Below are 23100 nucleotides of genomic sequence, written 5' to 3' on the forward strand. Positions count from 1 at the left end.
AGGCGGGGCCAGCGGGGCCGACTATTAGTCACATCGGGGCTGCCGACCGATCACTGGTTGGCCTGCGGTTTTGGTCGCCATGACGATTGACCCGCCGCACAGATCAGTGTCTACTAGTCCTTGAATCGGCCACCGTCGGGAAGCACGCCCATGAACAAAGACGATCTGATCCTGATCAGCGTCGACGACCACATCGCCGAGCCGGCCGACATGTTCGACGCGCACGTTCCCGCCAGGTACAAAGACCGCGCGCCCCGGGTGGTGATCGAACCGGACGGGATCCAGCAGTGGTACTACGGTGAGATCCGCGGACGCAACATGGGATTGAACGCCGTCGCCGGCAAACCCCGCGAGATGTACAACGTCGACGCGTCACGCTACGACGAGATGCGTCCGGGTTGCTTCAACGTCGACGAGCGGGTCCGCGACATGAACGCCGGCGGGCAACTGGCCGGTTTGAACTTCCCCAACTTCACCGGCTTCTCCGGGCAGGTGCTCAACCAGGGACCCGACCGCGACGTGAACCTGGTGATGATCAAGGCCTACAACGACTGGCACGTCGACGAATGGTGCGCGGCCTATCCGGGGCGATTCATCCCGTGCGGGATCCTGCCGCTCTACGACGTCGCCGAAGCCGCCAAGGAAGTGAAACGGCTGGCGGACAACGGATGTCACGCCGTGACCTTCTCGGAGAACCCGGAAGCGTTGCAGATGCCCAGCATTCACACCAAGTACTGGTACCCGCTGTTCGAGGCGGTGTGCGAGAACAAGACGGTCCTGTGCACACATGTCGGTTCGGCGTCGCGGTCACCGATGGTCTCCCTGGACGCACCGGCCAGCGTGATGATGACGGCCTCGTCGATGATGAGCATGTTCACCTTCACCGAGCTCATCTGGGCCGAGTTCTGGTCGGACTTCCCGGACTTGAGGTTCTCGCTCACCGAGGGCGACGTGGGCTGGATGCCGTACTTCGTCTGGCGCGCCGAGCACGTGTACAAACGCCATTCGGGCTGGACGCTGGCCAAATTCCCGCCCGGCTACGCCGGACCGGCCGACGTGTTCAAGCGGCACTTCTACACCTGCTTCATCAGCGACAAAGTCGGCGTACGGAACCTGGACTGGTTCAACGAGAACATGCTGTGCTGGGAGTCCGACTTTCCGCACTCCGACAGCAACTGGCCGTTCGCGCCGGAGGACGTCATCGAGACCATGGGTCACCTCGACGACTCCGTCGTCGACAAGATCACCCATGAAAACGCGATGGCCGCATACTCTTTCGACCCGTTCAAGTACATCCCCAAAGACCAGGCGCGGGCCGGCTACCTGCGCAGCCAGGCCGCCGACGTCGACGTGGTGACCCACGTCGGTCACGAAGCCAGCCAACGTGACCGCGACGCGTGGACCCGGATGACCCAGTTCGCCCTCCAGGCCCAAGGCGTGACGGCGCCGGTGACCGTGGAGGCCAGCGGGATCGCCGGCCGCGCGACCACCCTGGGCAACTGAGCGTGACCGCGGAGCCGCCGTTCACCGGGTGGCGGGTGCTGGAGTCGTCGAACGGCATCGCGGCCGCGTATGCCGCCAAGATGTTCGCCGACGCGGGAGCCGACGTCGTGAAAGTCGAGACACCGCCCGGTGATTCGCTGCGTAACTGGTCGGCGGGCGGCGGTCGCCCCGGCGCCCTGTTCGGCTACCTGGCCGCCGGCAAGAGATCAGTGACCGACCACGATCCCGCCCTGTTGGCCGGAGCCGACGTCGTATTCACCGACCTGACCGGCGGCTGGACGTTGGATGAAATTGCGGCGCAGACGAGTTCGTCTGCCGTCGTGGTAGCCGTGACACCGTTCGGGACGACCGGTCCCTATGTCGACGACCAGGTACTGGCCAACGAGTTCATCCTGCAGGCGTTGTGCGGGTCGACGGCCGGGCGCGGCTGGCCCGGCGACGAACCGGTCCAGGCGGGCGGCCGACTGGGCGAGTGGCTGGCCGGCACCTGCGCCGCGGCGGTCGCGGCCGCCACGGCGCGACATGCCGCCCGGACCGGCCGCGGCGAGGTCGTCGACGTCTCGATTTTCGAGGCGATGGCGATCGCGATGGGCGGTCTGCCGGCCATGTCGGCGAGCGTGCTCGGCGCGGACTCCCTGCTGTTCGCCCGCAGTCTCGAGCTGCCGTCGATCGTCCCCACCGCCGACGGCATGGTCGGCTTCTGCACCATCACCGCACAGCAGTTCCAGGACTTCCTGGTGATGATCGAGCGGGACGACCTGATCGGCGATTCCGAGTTGGCGTCCTTCGACGGCCGGATCGCGCGGCGCGACGAATTCCTCGACATGGTCACCCGTTGGACCAGCAGTCGCACCGCCCAGGAGATCGTCGATCTGGCCGTGGCGTTCCGGATTCCGGTGGCGCCCATCGCGACTCCGGCCACCCTGCCGGCCGTCGACCACTTCGTGCAGCGCGGTGTCTTCGTCGAATCCGCCCTCGGCGTGCTGCAACCGCGGGTTCCGTACCGCGCTGACGCTTTCGCGACCAGAGCACCCGGACGTCCACCGGATCTGGGCGCGGACAACGGCAATGTGCACTGGCCGCCCAGGCCGGCCCGGACCGTTACGGGCGATGCCGGCGCACTTCCGTTGTCCGACATCCGAGTCACCGACCTGACCGCGTTCTGGGCCGGTCCGGTCGCCACTCAGTTCCTCGGCAGTCTCGGGGCCGACGTGATCAAGGTCGAGGGGGTGCGCCGCCCCGACGGCATGCGATTCTCCGCCGGACGCCCGCCCAGCTGGGACCAGTGGTGGGAATGGGGCCCGGTGTTCCTGTGCAGCAACAACAACAAGCGCGCGATCAGCGTCGAACTCGGCACCGACGCCGGGCGGGACGTGGCGCTGAATCTCATCGCCGCAACCGATCTCGTCATCGAGAACTTTTCACCCCGGGTGATGGCGAACTTCGGACTGGAATGGGATGCGGTGCAGACCGCCAACCCGCGTGCGGTGATGGTGCGGATGCCGGCCTTCGGCCTCGACGGTCCGTGGCGCGACCGCGTCGGCTTCGCGCAGACCATGGAGCAGGCGACCGGGATGGCGTGGATGACCGGTCATACCGACGGGCCTCCGCTGATTCCGCGGGGCGTGTGCGACCCGATCGCGGGGTTGCATGCGGCGTTCGCGGTGGTGGCGGCGTTGGTGGTCCGCGATCGGGACAGCGTCGGTGTGCATGTCGAATCGACCATGGTCGAGGCCGCGCTGAACGTGGCCGCCGAGATGGTGGTGGAGTATTCGCGAAACCGAATCGAATTGCGGCGTCAGGGAAATCGCGGGCCGGGCGCCGCCCCGCAGGGGGTGTACCGCTGCCAGGGTGACGACCAGTGGGTTGCGCTCGCCGCCGTGGACGACGCCGGTCGTGCGTCGCTGGGGCGTCTGATCGGTCGGCCCGAGCTGGGTCCGGGCGAAGCCGAATGGCGGGAACATGCCGACGAACTCGACAAGCTGATCACGGACTGGGCGGGGCGGCACACCGTGTCCGACGCGGTGTGCGCACTGCGATCGCACGGCGTGGCCGCGGCGCCGCTCACCGCGTCGGCCGGATTGCTCGGTGACCCGCACCTGCTCGCCCGCGGCTTCTGGGAGCGGGTCGAGCACCCCGTCGCGGGGTCATTCCTGTGCACCGGTATGCCATTCGCCTTCGTCGGCAGGACGCGGCGCTGGATCCGCCGCGTCGCACCGCTGTACAGCCAGCACACCGACGAGGTACTCAGCGACGTATTGGGTTGGCAGGCAGAAGATCTCGCGGTCCTGTCCGAGTCCGGTGTGACCGCGTCCCGTCCGGCGGGGCTGTGACGTGGCTGTCACGCTGTGTGTACCGCCCCGCTCCGGTGAGCTGTGTGCGCCGGTGCGGTTCCTACTGCGTCAGGATTCGGTGGTGATGGAACTGACCGCGCGGCACCGCATCACCGGGGTCGAGTGGGACGAAGCGGAGCAGGCAGTGGCGATGGTCGTCGAGATCACCGATCCACAGACCGCGCGGCCGGTCGACGTGCGGATCGACGTCGTGGAACACGGCGCACCGACCCTCGACGCGCGTGCGACGACGATCGGCGTCATCAACCGGGACGGACGCGAATACGACGTCCTGGGAACGTATCTCGGTGTGGTAGCGGACGAAAACTGAAGTGGAGGCAGGTTGAGTGCGACCAAGCGCACGGCGGCCATCGTCGGTGTGTACAACACCGCGCAGGGCCGCCGGCTGGACGGCGCGACCTCACGCGGCTTGGCCATCGAAGCCATCCAGGGAGCACTGCGCGACGCCGGCCTGAGTCTCGACGATGTGGACGGGATCAGCGCGAGCCCGATGTCCACCTCGTTGATCTACGACTTGCGCATCGGACCGGCTTGGCAGGGAATGGGTTTCGGTGTCGGCATGATCACCGAGGCGGCCACCGCGATCGAACACGGTATGGCCGACGTCGTGGTGCTCGTCGCCGCCCAGGCCGGTGAATACCGCGACCACGAGGCCACCGCGCCCTGGACGCGCCCGGAAAACGAATTCGTGGCGCCGTGGGGCATGTTCACCACCGCCGAGTTCGCGCTCATCGCGAGGCGGCACATGCACGTCTACGGCACCACCCGCGAGCAGCTGTCGATCGTCGCAGCCACCATCCGAAACAACGGGTCGCGCAACCCCGAAGCCGTTTACTACCAACGCGGTCCGTTCACCCCGCCCGACATCACCGCGTCCCGGCCGATCGCCGACCCGTTCCATCTGCTCGACTGCGCCACCACCTCCGAGGGTGGCTGCGCGCTGGTGCTGGCCAACTTGGAATCGACCGAGACGACGACCCGGCCGATCTATATTCTGGGCAGCGGCGCGGACTTTCACGGCCCGTCGTATCAACATCCACCCGCCTGGGACCTGAAGGGGCGCCGCGGCGATCACGTGAACGGCGTGGTGGGCCGGCACGCCGCCGATCGCGCCTTCGCCCACGCCGGATTGCGGCGCGACGACGTCGACGTGCTGGAACTCTACGACCCCTTCTCGTTCGAAATCATCCGCCAATTGGAGGCTTTCGGTTTCTGCGGCGAGGGCGAGGGCGGACCCTTCGTCGCCGACGGTCACATCGCGATCGACGGCAGTCACCCGATCACCACCGACGGAGGAACCATGTCGTTCAGCCACGCCGGCGCCAACCCGCAGATGATGCAGCGGGCCGTACGGGCGGTGCAGCAACTCCGGGGCCAGGCGGGTGAGCTGCAGGTACCCGACGCTCATATTGCGTTGTGCAGCAACGGAGGAGCGGGAGCTCTGTTCACTACGGTGCTGCTGCTGGGGGACGAGCCGCGATGAAGCTACGACCGCAGACCGGGCCGGTACCACACGCCAGCAGTCACCTGAGCATCCCGTTCTGGGAAGGATGCCGATCCCGCCAATTGCTCTATCAGCGTTGCGACGAATGCCGGCAAGCCAATTTCCCGCCGACCGAGCATTGCCGCCAATGTCTTTCGCCTGAGTTGAGTTGGTCGCCGAGTGCCGGTGAGGGTGAGATCTACAGCTGGACCGTCGTGCACCGACCGGTCACCGCGGAGTTCGAACCGCCCTATGCGCCGGCGATCGTCACCATGGACGAGGGTTATCAGCTGCTGACCAACATCGTGGGCGTGGACGCGGATGCGCTCGAGATCGGCATGCGGGTGCGGGTGCAGTTCCATCCTGTCGATTCCGACGTCACGCTGCCGTACTTCACCGGGGCGCCGTGAGCCCGGCCCGGACCGTCGCCGGACTGCCGATTACCGCCTATCTGGTGTTGGGGGTGCTGGCCGCGAACGACGAGCAACTCACCGCCGGCGAGATCAAGATGCGCGCCGAGCTGTCCGTCGGTCACTTCTACTGGTCGCCCTCGGTGAGTCACGTGCGCCGCGAACTCAACAGGCTGTTGGAGCGCGGCATGGTCGACGAGATCGAGGCCCAGTCCGGGAAGCGGTCCATCACCCTCTACGGCACCACCGACGCCGGACGGGATGCGTTGCGGCGCTGGGTGCAACACTTCCCGGGCCAGGACCAGGTCGTCATCAAACATCCCGTGATCCTGCGGACGTGGCTCGCTCGCGGCGAGGACCCCGAACGTGTCGTCGACACTCTGGATCGGCACCTCGAGGCCACCAGAGCCCGGCTGGATGAGGCGTTGTGGTCGAGGCAACGGTCGCGCGAGCTCGGCATCACCGACGACCCCGAGCAGCGCTACTCCTTCGCGGTCTTGGACTACGCGATCCGGGGCCTGTACTCGGAACTGTCCAATATCGCGCAGCTACGCGACGAAATCGCCACCGGCACAACGCGAGATCCGGTCAAGCGGGTACCTCGAACCAAGGGACAGATCCGTCGACGCCGGGATTAGGCGCCCAGCATGACCAGACCGCCATCCACCGCCAGCAATTGCCCGGTGATGAAGGCCGAGCCGGACCCGGCAAGAAACACCAGGACCGGTCCGAGGTCACGGCCGGGATCGCCCAGCGCCCCGCCGAGCGGAATCCTGGTCTGGAGTTGCTGATCGATCAGGGCGCCGGCTTCGGGACCGAGAAAGTCGCGCAGGCGATCGGCGCCGGGTGTCTGCACCGCCGGCGCCAGGGCGTTGACGGTGACCCGGTCGGCGGCCCAGGCTTGCGCCGCCGAACGTGTCCAGGCCTGCACCGCGCCCTTCGTCGCGGCGTAGACGGCCGAGATCGGGCTGCCCATAACGGCTTCCGAGGAGCCGAAGTTGATGATGCGACCGCCGCTACCCTTCATCACCGCGTACGCCGCCTGATTGGTCAGTATTGTCGCCTTGACGTTGGTGTCCAACAGAAACGAGATCTGTTCGGCGTCGATGTATCCCGGGATTCCGGGCTGCCACAGTCCCGCGGCGTTCACCAAAACATCGAGACCGCCCAGCTTTTCGGCCACTTGATGCACCGTTGCCGAGACAGCGTCGGCGTCGCGTACGTCGCACTGTAACCAGGTCGCCGCCAGATCTTCGGGTGGCGGCGTCTGGTGGTACGTCGCAGCAACCTGTGCGCCGGCATCGGTGAGTGCGGTGACCGCGGCCGCGCCGATACCTGTGGCCGCGCCCGTCACCAGGATCCGTCGGCCCGTCAGCGGCGCGATGTTGTCGGACATGACGGCCAGGCTAGTACCTGGCTTTTTCGATGGCGTCGGTGCCGTCTTGGTCATTGGCCCGGCGAGCGGCTGTGGGCGCGAAGGCCTTCAGGGTGCGCCGTTTCTTCGCGTCTTCGGTGTGAAGCCTTGACTTTGGTTGTGAACGGAGGGCTTTCGGGGTGAACGGAGGGCGGGAACTTTGGTCATATCCCACCCAGGGCGCACGCTGAAAACCCAGGATTCACACTGAAAGCCCAGGATTCACGCTGAAAGCCCAGGATTCACACTGAAAGCCCGGGATTCACACCCGAAAGCCCTGGCTCGCCCGGACGTGGCGACTAGGCGGGTACGGCGACCGAGGACACCAGCGCGGCAAGCCGCTGGGGTTGGTCGACCATGCAGAAGGTGCGCGCCCCCTCGATGACTTCCAGCCGCGCATTCGGAATGGTCGCAGCCAGGCGGCGGCCGTCCTCGAGTTCGAACAAGGTGTCGTCACCCGACCATGCGATCAGAGTCGGTTTATCGAATTCGGGCAACCGGGCAGCGACGCCGGTGGTGACTTCGGTACGCAGCGACAGCGTGAGTTGGCGAAGGTCTTCCGCGATCGCCGGATCGGCCAGTGCCGGACGTACCCAGATCTGCGTGAAATCGTCAATGTCGTTGTGCGCCAATCCTTCATAAGCCCGCCGCCGGGCGGCGGGGGCGCGCATTGTCTGCATCGCCGTGCGGAACAACGACTTCGACTTGGCCGCCAGGATCACCGGCTTGAGGATCGGCGGCGGAAAGTGTTCGAACGCATCGCAACTGGTGAGCACCAGCGCGCCGAGACGGTCGGGATGATGCACCGCGACCAGCTGTGCGACCACACCGCCGGTGTCGTTGCCGACCAGGACCACGTCGTCGAGGCCGAGCGCCTCGATCGTGTCGGCGACGATGTCGGCAACGCCGGTGATGGTGGAATCGGTGCCCGGTCGTAGCGGTTGCGGGTGCGCCCCGAGGGGCCAGGTGGGCGCGAAGCAGCGCAGACCCTGCTCGGCGAGAAGCACGCTGACGTGGCGCCACAGGTGACCGCCCATCAGGTATCCGTGCACGAACACGACCGGCCTGCCGTCCTCGGGTCCGGTTGCTTCGTAATGGATGGTTCCGGCGCTAATGTCGATCGTCGGCATCAGGACTCCTACTAACGGTATGCTTACAAACAGTCTGTCTGTTCGTAAGTTAGCAACAGGTTGTATGGAAATCAAGAGGCGCACCCAGGAGGAGCGTTCCGCGGCAACCCGCGAGGCGTTGATCTCGGCTGCCCGCAAGTTGTGGGGATCGCGCGGCTACTCGGAGGTGGGTACGCCGGAGATCGCCACCCAGGCCGGCGTCACCCGCGGCGCGATGTATCACCAATTCACCGACAAGGCAGCGCTTTTCCGCGATGTGGTCGAGGCGGTCGAGCAGGATGTGATGGCTCGGCTGGGCACCCTGGTCGCCTCATCGGGAGCGACGACGCCCGCCGACATGATTCGTGCCGCGATCGACGCCTGGCTGGAGGTGTCGGGGGATCCCGAAGTGCGCCAACTGATCCTGCTGGACGCGCCCGCCGTCCTCGGGTGGTCCGGCTTCCGCGACGTCGCCCAGCGCTACAGCCTGGGCATGACCGAACAGATGATCACCGCTGCCATCGAGGCGGGTCAGCTGGACCGGTTGCCGGTCCGCCCCCTGGCGACCGTCTTGATCGGCGCACTCGACGAGGCGGCCATGGCGGTCGCGACCGCCGACGATCAACCGGGGGCCCGTGCGGAGGTCGGGCAGGTGCTGCGCCGGCTGGTGGACGGGATGCTCAAGGACTGACGTCGAGGTAGCGCGATACCCATGCCAATCGCATTCGCCTGTCTGATACTGAACGCTCGGGCGCGAGAAAGGACAGCGCATGACGGGGTTTCGTGTAGGTGTCGGCGACGGGATCGTGGCCGCCCGTCCGACGGCGGAGATGTTCAACCGAGGCAACTATCTCGGTGCGGTCGCCAATCGCGTCGACTCATTCTGGGTGCCTGATCACCTCAATCAACTGTTCCCCCGCGCGTTGTGGCAGCAGAAGTATTGTGGTGCAACAAAACTCATACCGAAAATCGATGCCGCCATGGAGCCGTGGACTATGCTCGGGCATCTCGCCGCGCGCAACCGGATCGGGCGTCTGCGTCTCGGTGTGGCTGTAACAGACACAGGGCGGCGCAACCCGGCCGTGACTGCACAGGCCGCTGCCACGCTGCACCTGCTCACTCGCGGCAGGGCGATCTTGGGTATCGGTCCCGGCGAGCGAGAAGGCAACGAACCCTACGGCGTGGACTGGTCCACACCGGTGGCGCGGTTCGAAGAAGCGATGGCCACCATCCGCGCTTTGTGGGATTCCGGCGGCGAACTCGTCAACCGGGACTCTCCCTACTTTCCGCTCCGTAACGCCATTTTCGATTTGCCGCCGTATCGGGGGGAGTGGCCGCAGATTTGGATCGGCGCCCACGGCCCGCGCATGCTGCGTGCCACCGGCCGGTATGCAGACGCCTACTTTCCCAGCTTCTGGCACCCTCCGGAGGAGTACTCACAGCGCCTGGACCTCGTGCGGTCAGCGGCGTCCGACGCCGGCCGCGACCCGATGGCCATCCTTCCGGCCATGCAAATGTTCGTCATCACCGGCCGCACCCGCGATGACGTCGACGAAGCGTTCGGCTCAGAATTGGTTCGGGCGTTTGGGCTCAACAGCTCTGACGCAGTTTTTGCCCGCCATGGTGCCCAGCACCCCCTCGGTGCAGGTTTCAGCGGTGCGCAGGATTTCCTTCCGCACCATATGGACGAGGAAACCGCGTTGTCTCACGTCGCGGGTGTCCCACCGGCTGTGGTGCGAGAGGTCCTGCTCAACGGAACACCCAATGAGGTGATCGATCAGGTCGCGCACTGGCGGGACTGCGGTGTCCGGTACATGGTGTTGATCAACGTCAGCTTTTTGCAGCGGAGTCTGCGCAAAGGGTTGGCATCGGTAGTGCCGTTCAACGCCATCGTCCGAGGGGTCAGGAAGTTGTGATGGCGCGGTCGCCGAGGCTGAAATTTTGCAGCAGAAGTGCGAGTGCGAGTCCGTAAGAGTCACTTCACCGCCGCGATCGTTCGGCGGGACAGCTCGGTGGCGATGTCGCACGGATTGGGAAACGGCTTCTTGACGAACTGGACCGACCACTCGAAGAAGTCGTCACCGAATTGGATGGCGACGTCGCACAACCGGGTGCCGATCCGGTCGCTGGCCATCGCGATATAACCGCTGTGCCCGTCGACGGTGATGTCGCTGACGGTGGAGCGGGTGAGGTCCTCGTTCTTGCGCTCACGGCCTATGGGACTGCCGCGAAACCAGCTGAAGGAGAACCACGGTCCGTCGATGCTGCCGCGCACCAGCCACTGGCAACCCATCGGGTTGCGGGCGGTGACGACCAGCCCGGCGGTGTTGGTCAGTTCTGCGATGGTCTGGTCGCTCACGCCGCCGCACTCCGGGAACGACGGGCCGTGCGCGACCGGCTTCGTGGGGCGCGCGGTCGAGGTCTGATCTGCGGGCTGAGGGGAAGCGCTGGAGCACGCGGCCACCAGAGGTACCAAGACCAGCAGAGTTGCCCATGCGCTCACCCGATACCGGGGCTTTCGCTGCGCAACGGGCACCCGTCCATCTTCGCTGACAACACAGCACAAGGACGCCGGCGTGAGGGTGCGCAGATGTACAGGGACGTGTCGGTGCGGGCGGCATTCTGCGCACGCTCGCGATCCTTGAGGAGTCGAACGACGCGCGTTGGAGCGCAGCGGTCTGCGAAAGGACGGCTACGGCGTCTTGAGAAAGACGTCGTTGAAGGTGACGGTGCGCAGTTTGCGTTCCCGGATGATGGCGACCAACTGCGGGTAGACGTGGGTGACCGGCAGGTGGTTGAGGTGTCCGATCACGATCGACTGGGGAGTGAAGTACTGGTCGGCCATCTTCACGATGTATTCCTCGGTGATCAGCGTCGAATCCGACAGCGAACCCGACCACAAAACCGGCACGTTGTATCCGAGGTCGGCGGCCACCGCGTCGACGACGGCGTTGTGCTTGGCGTACGGGGGCCGCCAGTACGGTTTGGCGCCTACGCCGTACGTCTTCTTGAGGAAGTCGTCGTTGCGGGAGAGCTGCTTGGCGATCTCGCCTTTGGAGATCGTGGTGCAGTCGGGATGCGACCAGGTGTGGTTGCCCAGCTCGATCTGGCCGGATTCGACCAGCGGTCGCAGCAAGGCCAGATTCTCGGTCCACGAGTCGTAGATCCCGTTGACGAAGAACGTCAGCCGGATGCCGGTGTCCTTGGCGAACTGGGTGTAGGCGCGCACGACCTCGGAGTTGGTGCCGTCGTCAACCGTCAGCGCGAGCAGGTCACCGTTGCCGGGGAGTTGGCTGAGCACGCCACCGCCGGGCAGTTGGACGCGGGCGCTCGGAAGGGGCGGCGGCAGCAGGCCCGCGAGGGTCGGACCGGCAGGCGGCACGACCTCGGCGGCCGCCGGCGTCTGGGCGAACGTCCGCGGCTGCGGATCGACCATGCACCGGGCCAGGCCCACGCTGGCGATGGTGGAGGCGGCCAGGGACCCCAGGAAACGGCGGCGGTTCAGCTCAGACATCGCGGGATCCGGGCGCGCCCGAAAGGGGGCTGCTACCTACGTTGACCAGCGACGACACCACAGCAGCGAACCGTACCACGACCCGCGCGGCCAATCCGCGAGGAACGCCGGTGGTGATCCGACTGTTGTAGCAATCACACGGCCGACGCCTACGCTGGAAAACGCCCTCGCGGCCGAGGGCCGTCGTAGCAGGAAGGACACCCGATGACCGTCACCGTTGTCGACGCAGGACCCCGGCGAGTCAGTCGGTCGGTCGAGGTGGCCGCCCCGGCTGCCGAACTCTTCGAGATGGCCGCCGATCCCCGGCGCCACAGCGAACTCGACGGATCGGGCACCGTTCGCGACAACGTCAAGGCGCCTGCAAATCTGGTCGAGGGTTCCAAATTCTCGACCAACATGAAAATGCTGGGGTTGCCCTACCGCATCACTAGCACCGTGACCGTCCTACAACCGGACAAGGTGGTCGAATGGCGCCATCCGCTGGGTCACCGGTGGCGCTGGGAATTCGAGGCGCTTTCGCCGACGCTCACCCTGGTCACCGAGACCTTCGACTATCACGACGCCGGAACCGTCAAGAACACGCTGAAGTACTACGAGCGGCTGGGCTTCGCCAAGAACAACGCGAGCGGCATCGAGGCCACGCTCACCAGATTGCGCGACCGGTACGCCTAGTTCCGCGGTGCTGTCGAAAGTTCATTCCCCGAAGCCCGGCGGAGCGGGCACGGGAGCCGGTCCCGCCGCCCCCACCCGGCTGGCCGCGAAGGCCGCACCCTGATCGATCGCCGCCGCGTCATTGGCGTAGGAGTTGTGCGCGGCGAAGTTCATTCCCTCCGAGCACACCGGGTCGTCGGTGGCGCAGATCTTCAGGGTTTTCGCCTGGTAGAGCGGGCCGATCGCAACCTGCGGCTGACCCAGGAACTCCATGGCCCGCGTGTTCGGTGTGCCGAACAGCACCACCGCGGAGACGTGCTCGGCCACGGCAGGATCCAGCGGTTTGGGAACGGTGGCCGGGTCTACTCCGTCGGGCACCCGGGCCGACGTGACGAAGCCCATGACTGCCGCGCCCTGGGAGAAGCCCGAGAGCACCATTTTGGTCTTCGGGCAGGCCCCGGCCATCGAATTCACGTGGGCGCCGGCGTCCCTGATGCCGTCGATGCCGGTTGCCCACTCCTCGCTGGCCGGGTAGTTGACCGAGTACACGTTCAACGATTGCGCGCCGATACGCGGCCGCAGCGCGTCGACGAACGCGTCACCCGTCGCCCCCAGCCCTTCCTCGCCGGTACCCCTGGCGTACACCACTTCCACGTCGGGACATGGCTCGGCGGACGCAGCCGGCATGGAGGACGTCATCACAGCAGAACTCACCCCTGCGGCAACAGTTGCCGCGGACCCAAGAATGCGCAAAATCATGCATCTATCTTGCCCGCCTGAACACGTCCCAAACCAGTGCGGTCCAGCCACGCCGAGAATTTTCTAAGACTCGTCAGGCCTGTCAGCTGAGGAAGCGAACAAACTCCCCCTGAGCAGGCGCTTCACCGCGTCCAGGGTGGCGTCGTACTGCTGCGGCGCCAGTCTGGCCGCTTGCTCCGACAAACCGCGGGTGATCGCGCAGATGGCTTCCGCAGCCGCGGTCACACTGGTGCCCGAAGGCAGCGCACCCTGGTTTCGGGCGTCCTCGACGATCTCGGTGACGACGTCGCGCAGCGCTCTGGATCCCGGGTATGGCGGTGCTTCGCGGCGCGACTCCACCAGGCCCCCCGCGCGCGTGGCGCGCAGGAACCCGGCCAATGACGGATAGTCGCGCATCAACTGCTTGGACTCGTCGAGCACCGCCTCGAGTCGCTCGACGACATCGTCGGATCCGGCGGCGGCCGCGCGTAACCGTGGCAAGACGATCTGCTCGATCTCCTCGGCGGTGGCTCTGAGCAGCTCGCCCTTGTTGGGGAAATAGTGATACAGGCTGCCGCTGGTCATCTCGGCAGCCCGCGCGATCTCGCGGATCGAGGCTTGCGAATAACCCACCTCGGCGACACATCGAATGGTCGCGTCGATGATTCTGAGGCGAGTTTGCGTACCAACCGCTCCAACCGGCCGCCCGAGCTGCGACGAGCCGACGGTCATGCCGGGTACCTCCGCGCGGACCGGAATCAATTGATCGATCGAATATATTCGACCGCGTGACTCGCCCACAGTTGGGACGTCCCGTCGGCGCGACCGGTGCGCAGACGCGGCAGCGGATCATACTGGCGACGATGAAGTGCGTCGCCGAGGTGGGCTACGCGCGAGCGACGATCCGCGAAATCGCCCGGATGGCGAATGTGACGAGCGCCAGCCTGTACAACTACTTCCCGACCAAGTCCGAGTTGATCAAGGCCACCATCGCGACGAGATCCGACACCGCGATGCCACGGTTGCGGGAGGCCGCCGACGGACCGATCGGCATCGTCGAACGCATCGCAGCAGTGCTCGACGAATGTGGTCAACTCCTCCGCGAGTACCCCGACCTTGCCGCGTTCGAGTGGGCGATCCAGGCCGAGAACCTCGGCACCTACGGCGAACGCGACGTCACGCCCGACGACGGGCATCCCCGTTTCGAATCGGTGCGCGAACTCCTGGCCGACATCGTCGAGGACGCACGGCGAGACGGCGAACTCGGTTCGGATCCCGACTCGCAGGCCGTCTTGGAGGCGGTCTACGCCTTGATCTACGGACTGACCGAACTGGCGGCGACCCTGCAGCCCGCAGAGTTCCAGGAGGCACTCGGCGCGTCGAAGGTGTTGGTGACCGGGGCGCTGTTGGGAACCGCATAGTCGTCGGGGGACCCTTGATGCGATCAAGTGATTGATTATAGAGTCGGCGCACGACGAGTGGGACCGAGACATTGACCGAGACTGTCGGCTGCGCATTCGATGTCGACGCGCTGCGCCAGAAGTATGCCCAGGAGCGCGCCAAGCGGCTGCGACCTGACGGCATCGCGCAATACGTCGAAATCGCCGGTGAATTCGCGCGTTTCGGGCAGGACCCGTGGGCCGACCAGACCTTTGCCCGCGAACCGCTCAGCGACGATGTCGACGTGGCGATCGTCGGTGCGGGCTTCGGTGGCCTGCTGACCGCGGTGCGACTCCGTGAGCTGGGCGTGCAAAGCATCCGGCTGATCGACCGGGCAGCCGACGTCGGCGGCACCTGGTACTGGAATCGCTATCCGGGGATCGCCTGCGACGTCGAGTCCTACGTGTACATCCCGCTGTTGGAGGAACTCGGCTATATCCCCGAACACAAGTACGCCGGCGGGGCGGAGATCTTTGCGCACTGCCAACGTATAGCCCGGCACTACGATCTGTACCGCAACGCGTGCTTGCAGACCGATGTTCGGGAAATCCGTTGGGAGACCGAGACTTCCCGATGGGTCGTCATGACCGACCGCGGTGACGAGATGCGCGCGAAGTTCGTCTGCATGGCCAACGGGTATCAGGACAAGCCCAAACTGCCTGGCATTGCGGGGATTTCCGCGTTCGGTGGCCGCATGTTCCATGCCAGCCGGTGGGACTACGGTTACACCGGCGAGAACCTCGAGAATCTGGCCGACAAGCGGGTCGGCATCATCGGTACCGGAGCGACCGCTGTGCAATGTGTGCCGCACCTGGCCGCGGCGGCTCAGCAGCTGTTCGTTTTCCAGCGCACCCCTTCTTCGGTGGACGTGCGTGCCAACGGACCCACAGATCCGCAGTGGGCCAACGCATTACAGCCGGGGTGGCAGCGTGAACGTATCGAGAACTTTCAGGTCCTCACCGCCGGCGGACAGGCGGAGCGGGACCTGGTTGCCGACGCCTGGACCAGCATCACCCGCAAACTTCCGGTCATGCGCCACGACAGCGACGGGACGGTAAGCCCCGAGCAACGCACCCGTGACATCGAAATGGCGGACTTCGCCAAGATGGAGGAGATCCGGGCGCGGGTGGCTGGCATCGTGACCGATCCAGCGACGGCCGAAGCGCTCAAGCCCTGGTACGGCTACTTCTGCAAACGGCCCTGCTTTCACGACGACTATCTGCAGGCGTTCAACCTGGACAACGTGGCGTTGGTCGACACCCGAGGCATGGGCGTGCAGGCAATCAGCGAGACGGGCGTAGTTGTCGACGGGACGACCTACGAGCTCGATTGTTTGATCTTTGCAACGGGTTTCGAGGTGGGCACCGACTACTGCCGCCGGACGGGATTCGAACTGGTCGGCCGCGACGGGGTGACGCTGACCCAGCGGTGGCGTGACGGCGTGCGCACCTTCCAAGGCCTGTGCACCAACGGTTTTCCGAACTGCTTCATCGAAAGCATTGCCCAGGCAGGGTTGACCGTGAACTTTCCCTATCTGCTCGACGTGCAGGCGACGCACGCCGCGTGGATCATCGCCTGGGCCCTGCAACGGGGTGTAGGCGAAGTCGAGGCGTCGCTTGCCGCGGAAGCCGAGTGGGTCCAGACCGTGGTGACGCGCTCGGAGGCTACCGCGGAACGCTCCAGGACCTGCACGCCCGGGTACTACAACCGAGAGGGCAGAGCGGACGCCAAGACCCGGCAGGGCAGCTTCTTCTTCGGTGGACCCACCGAGTACGCCGACACCCTTGCGGCTTGGCGTACTGACGGGGATCTCGCGGGTTTCGAACTGCGCCGGGATCGTTCATGAGGTCGCGGTATGCCGTGGGCCGACTGCGCGCCGCGACCCGGCGTCGGCACCCGCCCAAGGTGGCGATCATCGGCGCCGGGTTCGGCGGCCTGGGCACCGCGGTCGCGCTTCGGCGCCGGGGCATCGATGACCTGGTGATCATCGACGGGGCCGACGGAGTCGGCGGCACCTGGCGGCGCAACACCTATCCGGGTGCCGCCTGCGACATCCAGAGTCACCTCTACTCATTTTCGTTCGCGCCCAACAAGAACTGGAGTCGCACCTATGCCCGGCAACCGGAGATCCTGGCCTATCTGGAGTCGGTGACCGACGAGTTCGATCTGCGTCGCCATCTGATGCTGAAAACCTCGGTGCGCTCCGCGCGATGGAACCCCGACACCTGGCGATGGGACCTGCACCTCGACGATTGCGACCAGACCCTGTCCGTCGACGTCGTCGTCTGCGCCGTAGGGCTGTTCGGTGCGCTCAAACTTCCGGCGATCGCGGGCCTCGGGGATTTCGGGGGAACCGTGATGCACACCGCCCAGTGGGATCATGGCGTCGACCTGGCCGGCAAGAAAGTGGCGGTGATCGGAACTGGGGCCAGTGGCGTGCAGGTCGTTCCCGAACTGGCCAAGATCACCGCAGGTCTCACGGTGTTTCAACGGACCCCGCCCTGGATGGTGCCCAAAGAGGACCGGCCTTACACCGCAGACGAATTGGCGCGCTTCCGGCGCAATCCACTGGCCGCCCGTCGGGTCCGATGGCAGATCTGGAAGTTCCAGCACGACAACACCGCGACCATGGTCGACGATCCGGTCGTGGCGGGCAGGTCGCGGTTCGCGACGTCGTTTCTGGAGCGCACCGTGACCGACGCGGAACTGCGCCGATCCCTGACGCCGTCGTATCCCTTCCGGTGCAAACGTGTGCTGCTCGGAGACGACTTCTACCGGGCGCTGCAGCGAGACGACGTCGAGTTGGTGACCGAACCGGTCGAGCGGGTGACCCGGAAGTCGATCGTCACCGCCGACGGCAGGGTGGTGGAGGTCGACGCGATCGTTCTGGCCACCGGATTCGAGACGTCGCAATATCTTTCGGGTATCGAGGTGGTCGGTGCCGAGGGCCGGCGGCTGCACGAACGGTGGGGCGCCGACCCCAGCGCGTATCTCGGTACCGCCGTCGCGGGGTTCCCGAACTTCTTCATGCTCTACGGTCCCAACACCAATCAGGGCGGAAACTCGATCGTCTACATCCTCGAAGCCGGAGCGCGGTTGGTGGCCAGCGCCGTGTCTCGGCTGGCCCGTCGCGGTGGCTATATCGACGTTCGGCCGGAGGCCGAAGAGCGTTTCAACGATCGGTTGTCGGCGGACCTGGACCGCACCATCTGGACGCAGTGCGACAGCTACTTCCGTTCGCCGTCCGGACGCATTGTGACCCAGTGGCCCTATACCGAACTGGACTACGCGCGCCGCACGTGGCGGGTGCGACCGCGCGACTGGGTGCACCGGACCGGGGTTCCGAATTGCCGCACGGACCACCCCGCGGGCCCGCTTAAGCTATCAATTGATTGATTTTCCGGAGAAAGCCCTCGGCTGGGCCGTACTGTGCATATGATCAATCGATTGATTAGTTCTACTGCCCGGAGGAATAGCGATGTCGTACCTGCTAGCGGCCCCGGAAATGTTGTCGTCCGCGGTGACCGAGTTGTCCGCGATCGGTTCCGCGGTGGGGGCGGCCAATGCCGCCGCCGCGCTGCCGACGACCGGTATAACGGCCGCCGCAGCAGATGAAGTGTCGGCCGCCGTCGCTGCGCTGTTCGCCGGCAACGCCCGCGACTATCAAGCGTTGAGCGCGCAGATAGCGGAATTCCACCAGCGGTTCGTGCAGCTGCTGGGCTCGGGGTCCGCGGCCTACTCCTCCGCGGAGGCGGCCAACGCCAACCCGTTGCTGGACCTGATCAATGCGCCTACCCAGACCCTGCTCGGACGCCCGTTGATCGGAAATGGTGTGGACGGGGTGGCAGGCACCGGGCAGGACGGTGGCCCGGGCGGATTGTTGTACGGCGACGGCGGTGACGGCGGATCCGGTGCGCCGGGCAGGGCCGGGGGCAGGGGTGGTGATGCCGGACTGATAGGAAACGGCGGCGTCGGCGGGCGGGGCGGCCCGGGCATCGGTGGCGAGGCTGGGGCGCCGGGAGGTCGCGGCGGCGCCGGCGGATGGTTGCTCGGCAATGACGGGGTCGACGGCGCCATGGGCGTCAGGACCGCCAACCCCGGCGGGCCGACCGACCCCGGCGGGCCGACCGACCCCGGCGGGCCGACCGACCCGTCGCCGCCGAATGTCGTCGACGCGGCCCGCGACGGCGACGTCGTCGCTTCCAACGGCGGGACCGTCACCGACGGCAACCTCACCGAAATCTCCGGCATCGACGCGGGGATCAACAACCCGGATGTGTATTGGGTGCACAACGATTCGGGCGACTCGGCGCGCATCTTCGCGATCGACGCCGAGACGGGGCAGACGTTGGCGACCTATGAGCTCAGTGGCGCGACAGCCAACGACTGGGAGGATATCGAGGTCGCCAGAGGACCGGACGGCAAGTCCTACATTTATGTCGGTGATATCGGCGACAACGGCCAATCCCGCAGCAGCATAACCGTTTATCGAGTACCCGAGCCGATCGTCACCGGCACCGCCGCCAATCCGACCACCGGCCGACTCACTGGAGTGGAGCAGGTCCGGCTGGTCTACCCAGACGGTGCGCGACTGAACTCGGAGGCGTTGGCCGTCGACCCGGTCAACCACAATCTGATGCTCATCGAGAAAACCGACGCCGATGTCGCCCGTGTCTATTCGACGCCGGATAGTGGGTGGAGCAACGCGGGCAGCAGCAGTGCCAGCAGAACGCTGACACAGGTTGCCACCCTTGATCTTTCGGACGCCAACGAGCAACTCGTCACCAGCGCCGACTTCTCCGCCGACGGTTCGCAGTTGGCCGTGCGGACCTATGACGACGTGCTGCTGTGGAACCGCGCTCCCGGCACCAGCTCGTGGTCGCCGTTCAGTCAGCAGCCAGTGGAAGGCCCCGTCATCGACGAGACCCAAGGCGAGGCGATCGCGTTCCATCCGGACGGTCGGGGATACGTGACGGTCAGCGAGTATGCCAACCAGAGACTGCACGAGTACAACGTGCGCTGACGCGGCCACCGGCCCCAGAACTAACTAGTACGCGCCGCCAACCGTCACGTCGGCGTTCCGCGAACTCTGGGCCGGCCCGAAGATGCACCAGTACGGTTGGGAGCATTGGGCGTCGAACAGAACGGGTGACGAGCCGACATCGCTCACCTGCTGTATGCGGACGGGGACCGTCTTCGTCGATGCTCCTGTGACCGTCACCGAGTACTGCACCCAGGTCTTGTTGTAGGTGCACTTGCCGAAGGGACTTCCGCCCTGGTCCACCACGAAACCGTCTTTCGTGGGGTTCGTGGCGCAGGTCTCGCCGGTCACTTCTACGTTCGTGATCCGTGGTTGGTCGTGCCGATCCGCCCCGCCACCGCCGGGCACTTTCCAGTGCAGCTGTATGGAGAAGTCCGCATGGGCAGGCGCAGGACGGCCGATGGCCGATGCGCCCAGGGTCGACAGGCATACCAGAGTTGTCATCACCGCGCGGCGGCTCATCAAGCCCCTTCCAGCGTTGCCGGTCAAATTTACTCAGCATAAATAAGGCACCCGAACGATGCGTCAACTGCGCATATTTAAGCTCACCCTGATTCTCAGCACTCCCGCACCGTCATCCGGTCGTTAGCATCGTCAAAGCTTTTGGACGACAGGTGAAATGAGATACCGATGGTAGACACCGACCGGCAGGCTCGCCGATTGCGCCGGCTGCACATTCCCTGGCTGAACGTGCTCGGTGTCGTCGCCATCGTCGTGGCCGCAACCGCGCTCGTAATCAAGAATCTGCCCGACGACCACCCCAACCGGATCCTGAATGTCTCCTACGACCCGACGCGCGAGCTCTATACCGCCGTAGACAAAGCCTTCGTGGATCAGTATCAGGCGCAGACCGGAACCAGGCTGGAAATCAAGCAGTCGCACGGCGGTTCAGGCCGTCAGGCGCGCAGCGTCATAGATGGCTCGCAACCGGCTGACGTGGTGTCGCTGGCGCTGATCAGCGACATCGACGCGCTGCGCAAGCGCGGCCTGATCGCGGCGAACTGGCAGACCCGGCTGCCCAACAACTCCGTGCCCTACACCTCGACCATCGTCTTCCTGGTCCGCAAGGGCAACCCGAAGAGCATTCACGACTGGCCCGACCTGATTAACCGCGACGTCTCGATCGTGACGCCCAATCCACGCACGTCGGGCAACGGCCAGCTCAGCATTCTTGCCGCGTGGGGCTCGGTCACCACCCGCGGCGGCACCCCGGAACAGGCGGCCGGCTACGTGCGTTCGCTGTTGGGTCACGTCGCGGTCTCCGACAACGGCGCCCGCAGTGCGGGGGTCTCGTTCGCCACCCAACGCATCGGCGATGTGCAACTGACGTGGGAGAACGAGGCGTTGCGGGAAGCCGCCGCGAGTCCGGACGAGCTCGAAATCGTCTATCCGCCAGTCAGTATCAAAGCCGAGCCGGCCGTCGCGTGGGTGGACGTCAACGTCACCGATCCCAAGGTCGCGTCCTACGCGAAGGCCTACCTCGGCTACCTGTTCTCCGATGCCGGGCAGGAGTTGGCGGCCAGGTACGGCTACCGTCCGTTCAAGGCCGAAGTCCTCGCCAAACACGCCCCGCAGTTGCCGCAGCTCGAGCTGTTCCCGATCACCGCACTGGCCAAGGACTGGGTGGAGGCACGGGAAAATTTCTTCGGCGACAACGGAATCTACGACACCATCTCGGCACCACCGGTGGCGTCATGAGTCGCGTCTTCAACTACGACTGGGTCAAGGGCCGCAGCGACGTCATCGCGGGCCTGACCGTGGCCGCCATTTCGTTCCCGCAAGCGATCGCGTACGCGTTGATCGCCGGCGTGGATCCGAAATTCGGTGTCTACTCGGCGATCGTGGTGACGGCGATCGCGTCGATCTTCGGTTCGTCCTCGCATCTGATCAACGGGCCTACGAGCGCCATATCGCTGCTCGTCTTCACCGCGCTGGCGTTCATCGACTCGGAGAACACTCATCAACTCTTCGAAGCACTGTTCCTGCTCAGTGTCCTGGTCGGCGCGTTCCAGATCGCCATCTCGGTGTTCAAGCTGGGCAACCTGACCCGGTATATCTCCGAGTCGGTGATCATCGGTTTCATGGCCGCGGCAGCACTGTTACTGGCCGTCGGTCAGCTCGGTAATGCACTGGGGGTCAAGGACAAAGGCAACGGGCACATGCAGGTGCTGCGGCGCGTCTACCTCACCCTGTTCCACGGCGATGCGGTCAACTACCGTGCCCTGACGCTCAGCGCCGGCGCCGTGGTGCTGGCGGTGGTGCTGCGAAAGCTGGTGCAGCGCTTCGGTCTACCGCAGGTCGACATGCTGGCCGTGCTGATCATCACCAGTCTCGTCGCCTACCTGGCGGGATGGTCGATTCCCGGTAAGGGCGGCCACACCGCGGTCTCGGTGGCCGCGAAGGTGCCGCGCAGCCTGCCCGGCCCGCACATTCCCGAGGTTCATACCAGTTGGCTGCCCGAGATCTCGGTGAGCGCACTGGCCATCGCCTTCGTCGGCATCATCGAAGCCCTGTCCATCGCCAAAGCCATTGCGCATCAGACTCAACAGAAAATCGACTACAACCGGCAGATCATGGCCGAAGGCCTGGCCAACCTCGGCGGCGGTTTCTTCCAGAGCATTCCCGGCTCGGGATCGCTGTCCCGGTCGGCCATCAACCACCAGTCCGGCGCGGCGACGAGGTTCTCCGGGATCGTCTCGGCCGCAACGGTTGCGGTGGCCCTGCTGTTGTTCGCGCCGCTGCTGCGTTATGTTCCGCAGCCGGCACTGGCGGGGCTGCTGCTGGTCACCGCCGCGCGGTTGGTCGACTTCAAGAGATTGATCTACACGCTGAAAGCCTCCCGGTACGACGCCGGGCTGGTCGCCGTGACGGCATTCACCGGGATAGCGATCGATCTGGACAAGGCGGTGCTGCTGGGGGTGATCCTGTCGATCCTGCTGTTCGTGCCGCGCGCGGCGAAGCTGCGGGCCAAGGAACTGGTAGTGACTCCCGAACGTGTTGTCCGGGAACGTGTTCCGGGAGATCCGTCGGACCCCGAGACGGTCATCTATGACCTGGAGGGGGAATTGTTCTTCGGGGCCGCACCGGAATTGGACCGCCACCTCTCGGAACTGCAGGAGCGGATCAGGGCCGAAGACGAAGGCAAGATCGTGATCCTCCGCCTCAAGCGGGTACGACATCCCGACGTCGTCTGCATCGAACGCATCGAGCACTTTCTCCATGACCTGACCAACCACGGGACGACGGTGCTACTGGCCGGGGTGCGCGCGGACACCCTCGCGGTATTGAACAACGTCGGCTTCTCGCGGTGGTTTCCCGCCGAACACGTCTTTCCCGAAGAGGACAAGGAATTCTCGGCGACCCTCCGCGCGGTGCGTTACGCGCACGCGAGGACCAAGGCCGACCACACCGAGCAACCGGAGCTCTATTACCTCGTCTGAGGT

22 protein-coding genes are annotated in these 23100 nt (G+C 65.6%); 15 read left to right on the forward strand and 7 right to left on the reverse strand.

Annotation, left to right across the window (positions count from 1 at the left end):
- Positions 1-150: 150 nt before the first annotated feature.
- Genes AC5Y4D_RS02130 through AC5Y4D_RS02155 form a run of 6 tightly spaced genes read left to right on the forward strand, consistent with a single transcriptional unit; the run spans position 151 to position 6388 of the window.
- Positions 151-1503, forward strand: a complete 1353-nt coding sequence (locus AC5Y4D_RS02130) for an amidohydrolase family protein (protein WP_500036214.1) — start codon at positions 151-153, stop codon at positions 1501-1503.
- 2 nt (positions 1504-1505) lie between these two features.
- The gene (locus AC5Y4D_RS02135; protein ID WP_500036215.1) at positions 1506-3836 is read left to right on the forward strand and encodes a CaiB/BaiF CoA-transferase family protein; all 2331 of its coding nucleotides are present in this window, start codon (positions 1506-1508) and stop codon (positions 3834-3836) included.
- 1 nt (position 3837) lies between these two features.
- The gene (locus AC5Y4D_RS02140; protein ID WP_500036216.1) at positions 3838-4167 is read left to right on the forward strand and encodes a hypothetical protein; all 330 of its coding nucleotides are present in this window, start codon (positions 3838-3840) and stop codon (positions 4165-4167) included.
- A gap of 12 nt (positions 4168-4179) precedes the next feature.
- Positions 4180-5340: a thiolase family protein gene (locus AC5Y4D_RS02145; protein ID WP_500036217.1), complete on the forward strand. Its 1161-nt coding sequence runs from the start codon at positions 4180-4182 to the stop codon at positions 5338-5340.
- Complete coding sequence (locus AC5Y4D_RS02150) at positions 5337-5750, forward strand: Zn-ribbon domain-containing OB-fold protein (RefSeq protein ID WP_500036218.1); 414 nt, start codon at positions 5337-5339, stop codon at positions 5748-5750. Before AC5Y4D_RS02145 ends, AC5Y4D_RS02150 begins: the two co-directional genes overlap by 4 nt.
- A complete protein-coding gene (locus AC5Y4D_RS02155; RefSeq protein ID WP_500036219.1) occupies positions 5747-6388 on the forward strand; it encodes a PadR family transcriptional regulator in 642 nt (213 codons plus the stop codon). Before AC5Y4D_RS02150 ends, AC5Y4D_RS02155 begins: the two co-directional genes overlap by 4 nt.
- Here AC5Y4D_RS02155 and AC5Y4D_RS02160 read toward each other — a convergent pair.
- Positions 6385-7146 (reverse strand): SDR family NAD(P)-dependent oxidoreductase, encoded by a 762-nt coding sequence (locus AC5Y4D_RS02160; protein WP_500036220.1) that lies wholly within the window; start codon positions 7144-7146, stop codon positions 6385-6387. The genes AC5Y4D_RS02155 and AC5Y4D_RS02160 overlap by 4 nt on opposite strands.
- 317 nt (positions 7147-7463) lie before the next feature.
- Positions 7464-8294 (reverse strand): alpha/beta fold hydrolase, encoded by an 831-nt coding sequence (locus tag AC5Y4D_RS02165; protein ID WP_500036221.1) that lies wholly within the window; start codon positions 8292-8294, stop codon positions 7464-7466.
- A 64-nt stretch (positions 8295-8358) separates the two neighbouring features.
- Between AC5Y4D_RS02165 and AC5Y4D_RS02170 the strand changes: the two genes are divergently transcribed.
- Positions 8359-8964: a TetR/AcrR family transcriptional regulator gene (locus tag AC5Y4D_RS02170; protein WP_500036222.1), complete on the forward strand. Its 606-nt coding sequence runs from the start codon at positions 8359-8361 to the stop codon at positions 8962-8964.
- Positions 8965-9043: 79 nt separating this feature from the next.
- On the forward strand, positions 9044-10189 hold the full coding sequence (locus AC5Y4D_RS02175) for an LLM class flavin-dependent oxidoreductase (RefSeq protein WP_500036223.1): 1146 nt from the start codon (positions 9044-9046) through the stop codon (positions 10187-10189).
- 59 nt (positions 10190-10248) lie between these two features.
- On the opposite strand, the gene AC5Y4D_RS02180 is transcribed toward AC5Y4D_RS02175, so the two are convergent.
- Positions 10249-10809: a DUF3558 domain-containing protein gene (locus tag AC5Y4D_RS02180; RefSeq protein WP_500036224.1), complete on the reverse strand. Its 561-nt coding sequence runs from the start codon at positions 10807-10809 to the stop codon at positions 10249-10251.
- A 156-nt stretch (positions 10810-10965) separates the two neighbouring features.
- Positions 10966-11778: a polysaccharide deacetylase family protein gene (locus AC5Y4D_RS02185; RefSeq protein ID WP_500036293.1), complete on the reverse strand. Its 813-nt coding sequence runs from the start codon at positions 11776-11778 to the stop codon at positions 10966-10968.
- A 213-nt stretch (positions 11779-11991) separates the two neighbouring features.
- On the opposite strand from AC5Y4D_RS02185, the gene AC5Y4D_RS02190 reads away from it, so the two are divergent.
- The gene (locus tag AC5Y4D_RS02190) at positions 11992-12459 is read left to right on the forward strand and encodes an SRPBCC family protein (RefSeq protein ID WP_500036225.1); all 468 of its coding nucleotides are present in this window, start codon (positions 11992-11994) and stop codon (positions 12457-12459) included.
- Between the two features lie 21 nt (positions 12460-12480).
- Here AC5Y4D_RS02190 and AC5Y4D_RS02195 read toward each other — a convergent pair whose 3' ends face one another.
- Together AC5Y4D_RS02195 and AC5Y4D_RS02200 are read right to left on the reverse strand one after the other, a co-directional pair.
- Positions 12481-13197 (reverse strand): cutinase family protein, encoded by a 717-nt coding sequence (locus AC5Y4D_RS02195; RefSeq protein ID WP_500036226.1) that lies wholly within the window; start codon positions 13195-13197, stop codon positions 12481-12483.
- A gap of 63 nt (positions 13198-13260) precedes the next feature.
- Positions 13261-13908: a TetR/AcrR family transcriptional regulator gene (locus AC5Y4D_RS02200; protein WP_500036227.1), complete on the reverse strand. Its 648-nt coding sequence runs from the start codon at positions 13906-13908 to the stop codon at positions 13261-13263.
- A 56-nt stretch (positions 13909-13964) separates the two neighbouring features.
- Here AC5Y4D_RS02200 and AC5Y4D_RS02205 point away from each other — a divergent pair, with 56 nt between their 5' ends.
- The 4 genes from AC5Y4D_RS02205 to AC5Y4D_RS02220 all read left to right on the forward strand — a co-directional run bounded on the left by AC5Y4D_RS02205 (position 13965) and on the right by AC5Y4D_RS02220 (position 19639).
- A complete protein-coding gene (locus AC5Y4D_RS02205) occupies positions 13965-14597 on the forward strand; it encodes a TetR/AcrR family transcriptional regulator (RefSeq protein ID WP_500036228.1) in 633 nt (210 codons plus the stop codon).
- Positions 14598-14668: 71 nt separating this feature from the next.
- On the forward strand, positions 14669-16462 hold the full coding sequence (locus AC5Y4D_RS02210) for a flavin-containing monooxygenase (protein ID WP_500036229.1): 1794 nt from the start codon (positions 14669-14671) through the stop codon (positions 16460-16462).
- Entirely contained in the window at positions 16459-18012 is a 1554-nt protein-coding gene (locus tag AC5Y4D_RS02215) for a flavin-containing monooxygenase (protein WP_500036230.1), read from the forward strand. The genes AC5Y4D_RS02210 and AC5Y4D_RS02215 overlap by 4 nt, the downstream gene beginning before the upstream one ends.
- Positions 18013-18094: 82 nt before the next feature.
- Positions 18095-19639, forward strand: coding sequence for a PE domain-containing protein (locus tag AC5Y4D_RS02220; protein WP_500036231.1), 1545 nt, complete (start codon positions 18095-18097; stop codon positions 19637-19639).
- Between the two features lie 24 nt (positions 19640-19663).
- Here AC5Y4D_RS02220 and AC5Y4D_RS02225 read toward each other — a convergent pair whose 3' ends face one another.
- On the reverse strand, positions 19664-20146 hold the full coding sequence (locus AC5Y4D_RS02225) for a hypothetical protein (protein ID WP_500036232.1): 483 nt from the start codon (positions 20144-20146) through the stop codon (positions 19664-19666).
- Positions 20147-20287: 141 nt separating this feature from the next.
- Between AC5Y4D_RS02225 and AC5Y4D_RS02230 the strand changes: the two genes are divergently transcribed.
- Entirely contained in the window at positions 20288-21355 is a 1068-nt protein-coding gene (locus AC5Y4D_RS02230) for a sulfate ABC transporter substrate-binding protein (protein ID WP_500036233.1), read from the forward strand.
- Positions 21352-23097, forward strand: a complete 1746-nt coding sequence (locus tag AC5Y4D_RS02235) for a SulP family inorganic anion transporter (RefSeq protein WP_500036234.1) — start codon at positions 21352-21354, stop codon at positions 23095-23097. The genes AC5Y4D_RS02230 and AC5Y4D_RS02235 overlap by 4 nt, the downstream gene beginning before the upstream one ends.
- Positions 23098-23100 lie beyond the last annotated feature (3 nt).

This window comes from Mycobacterium sp. NGS67 (genome assembly GCF_059812185.1).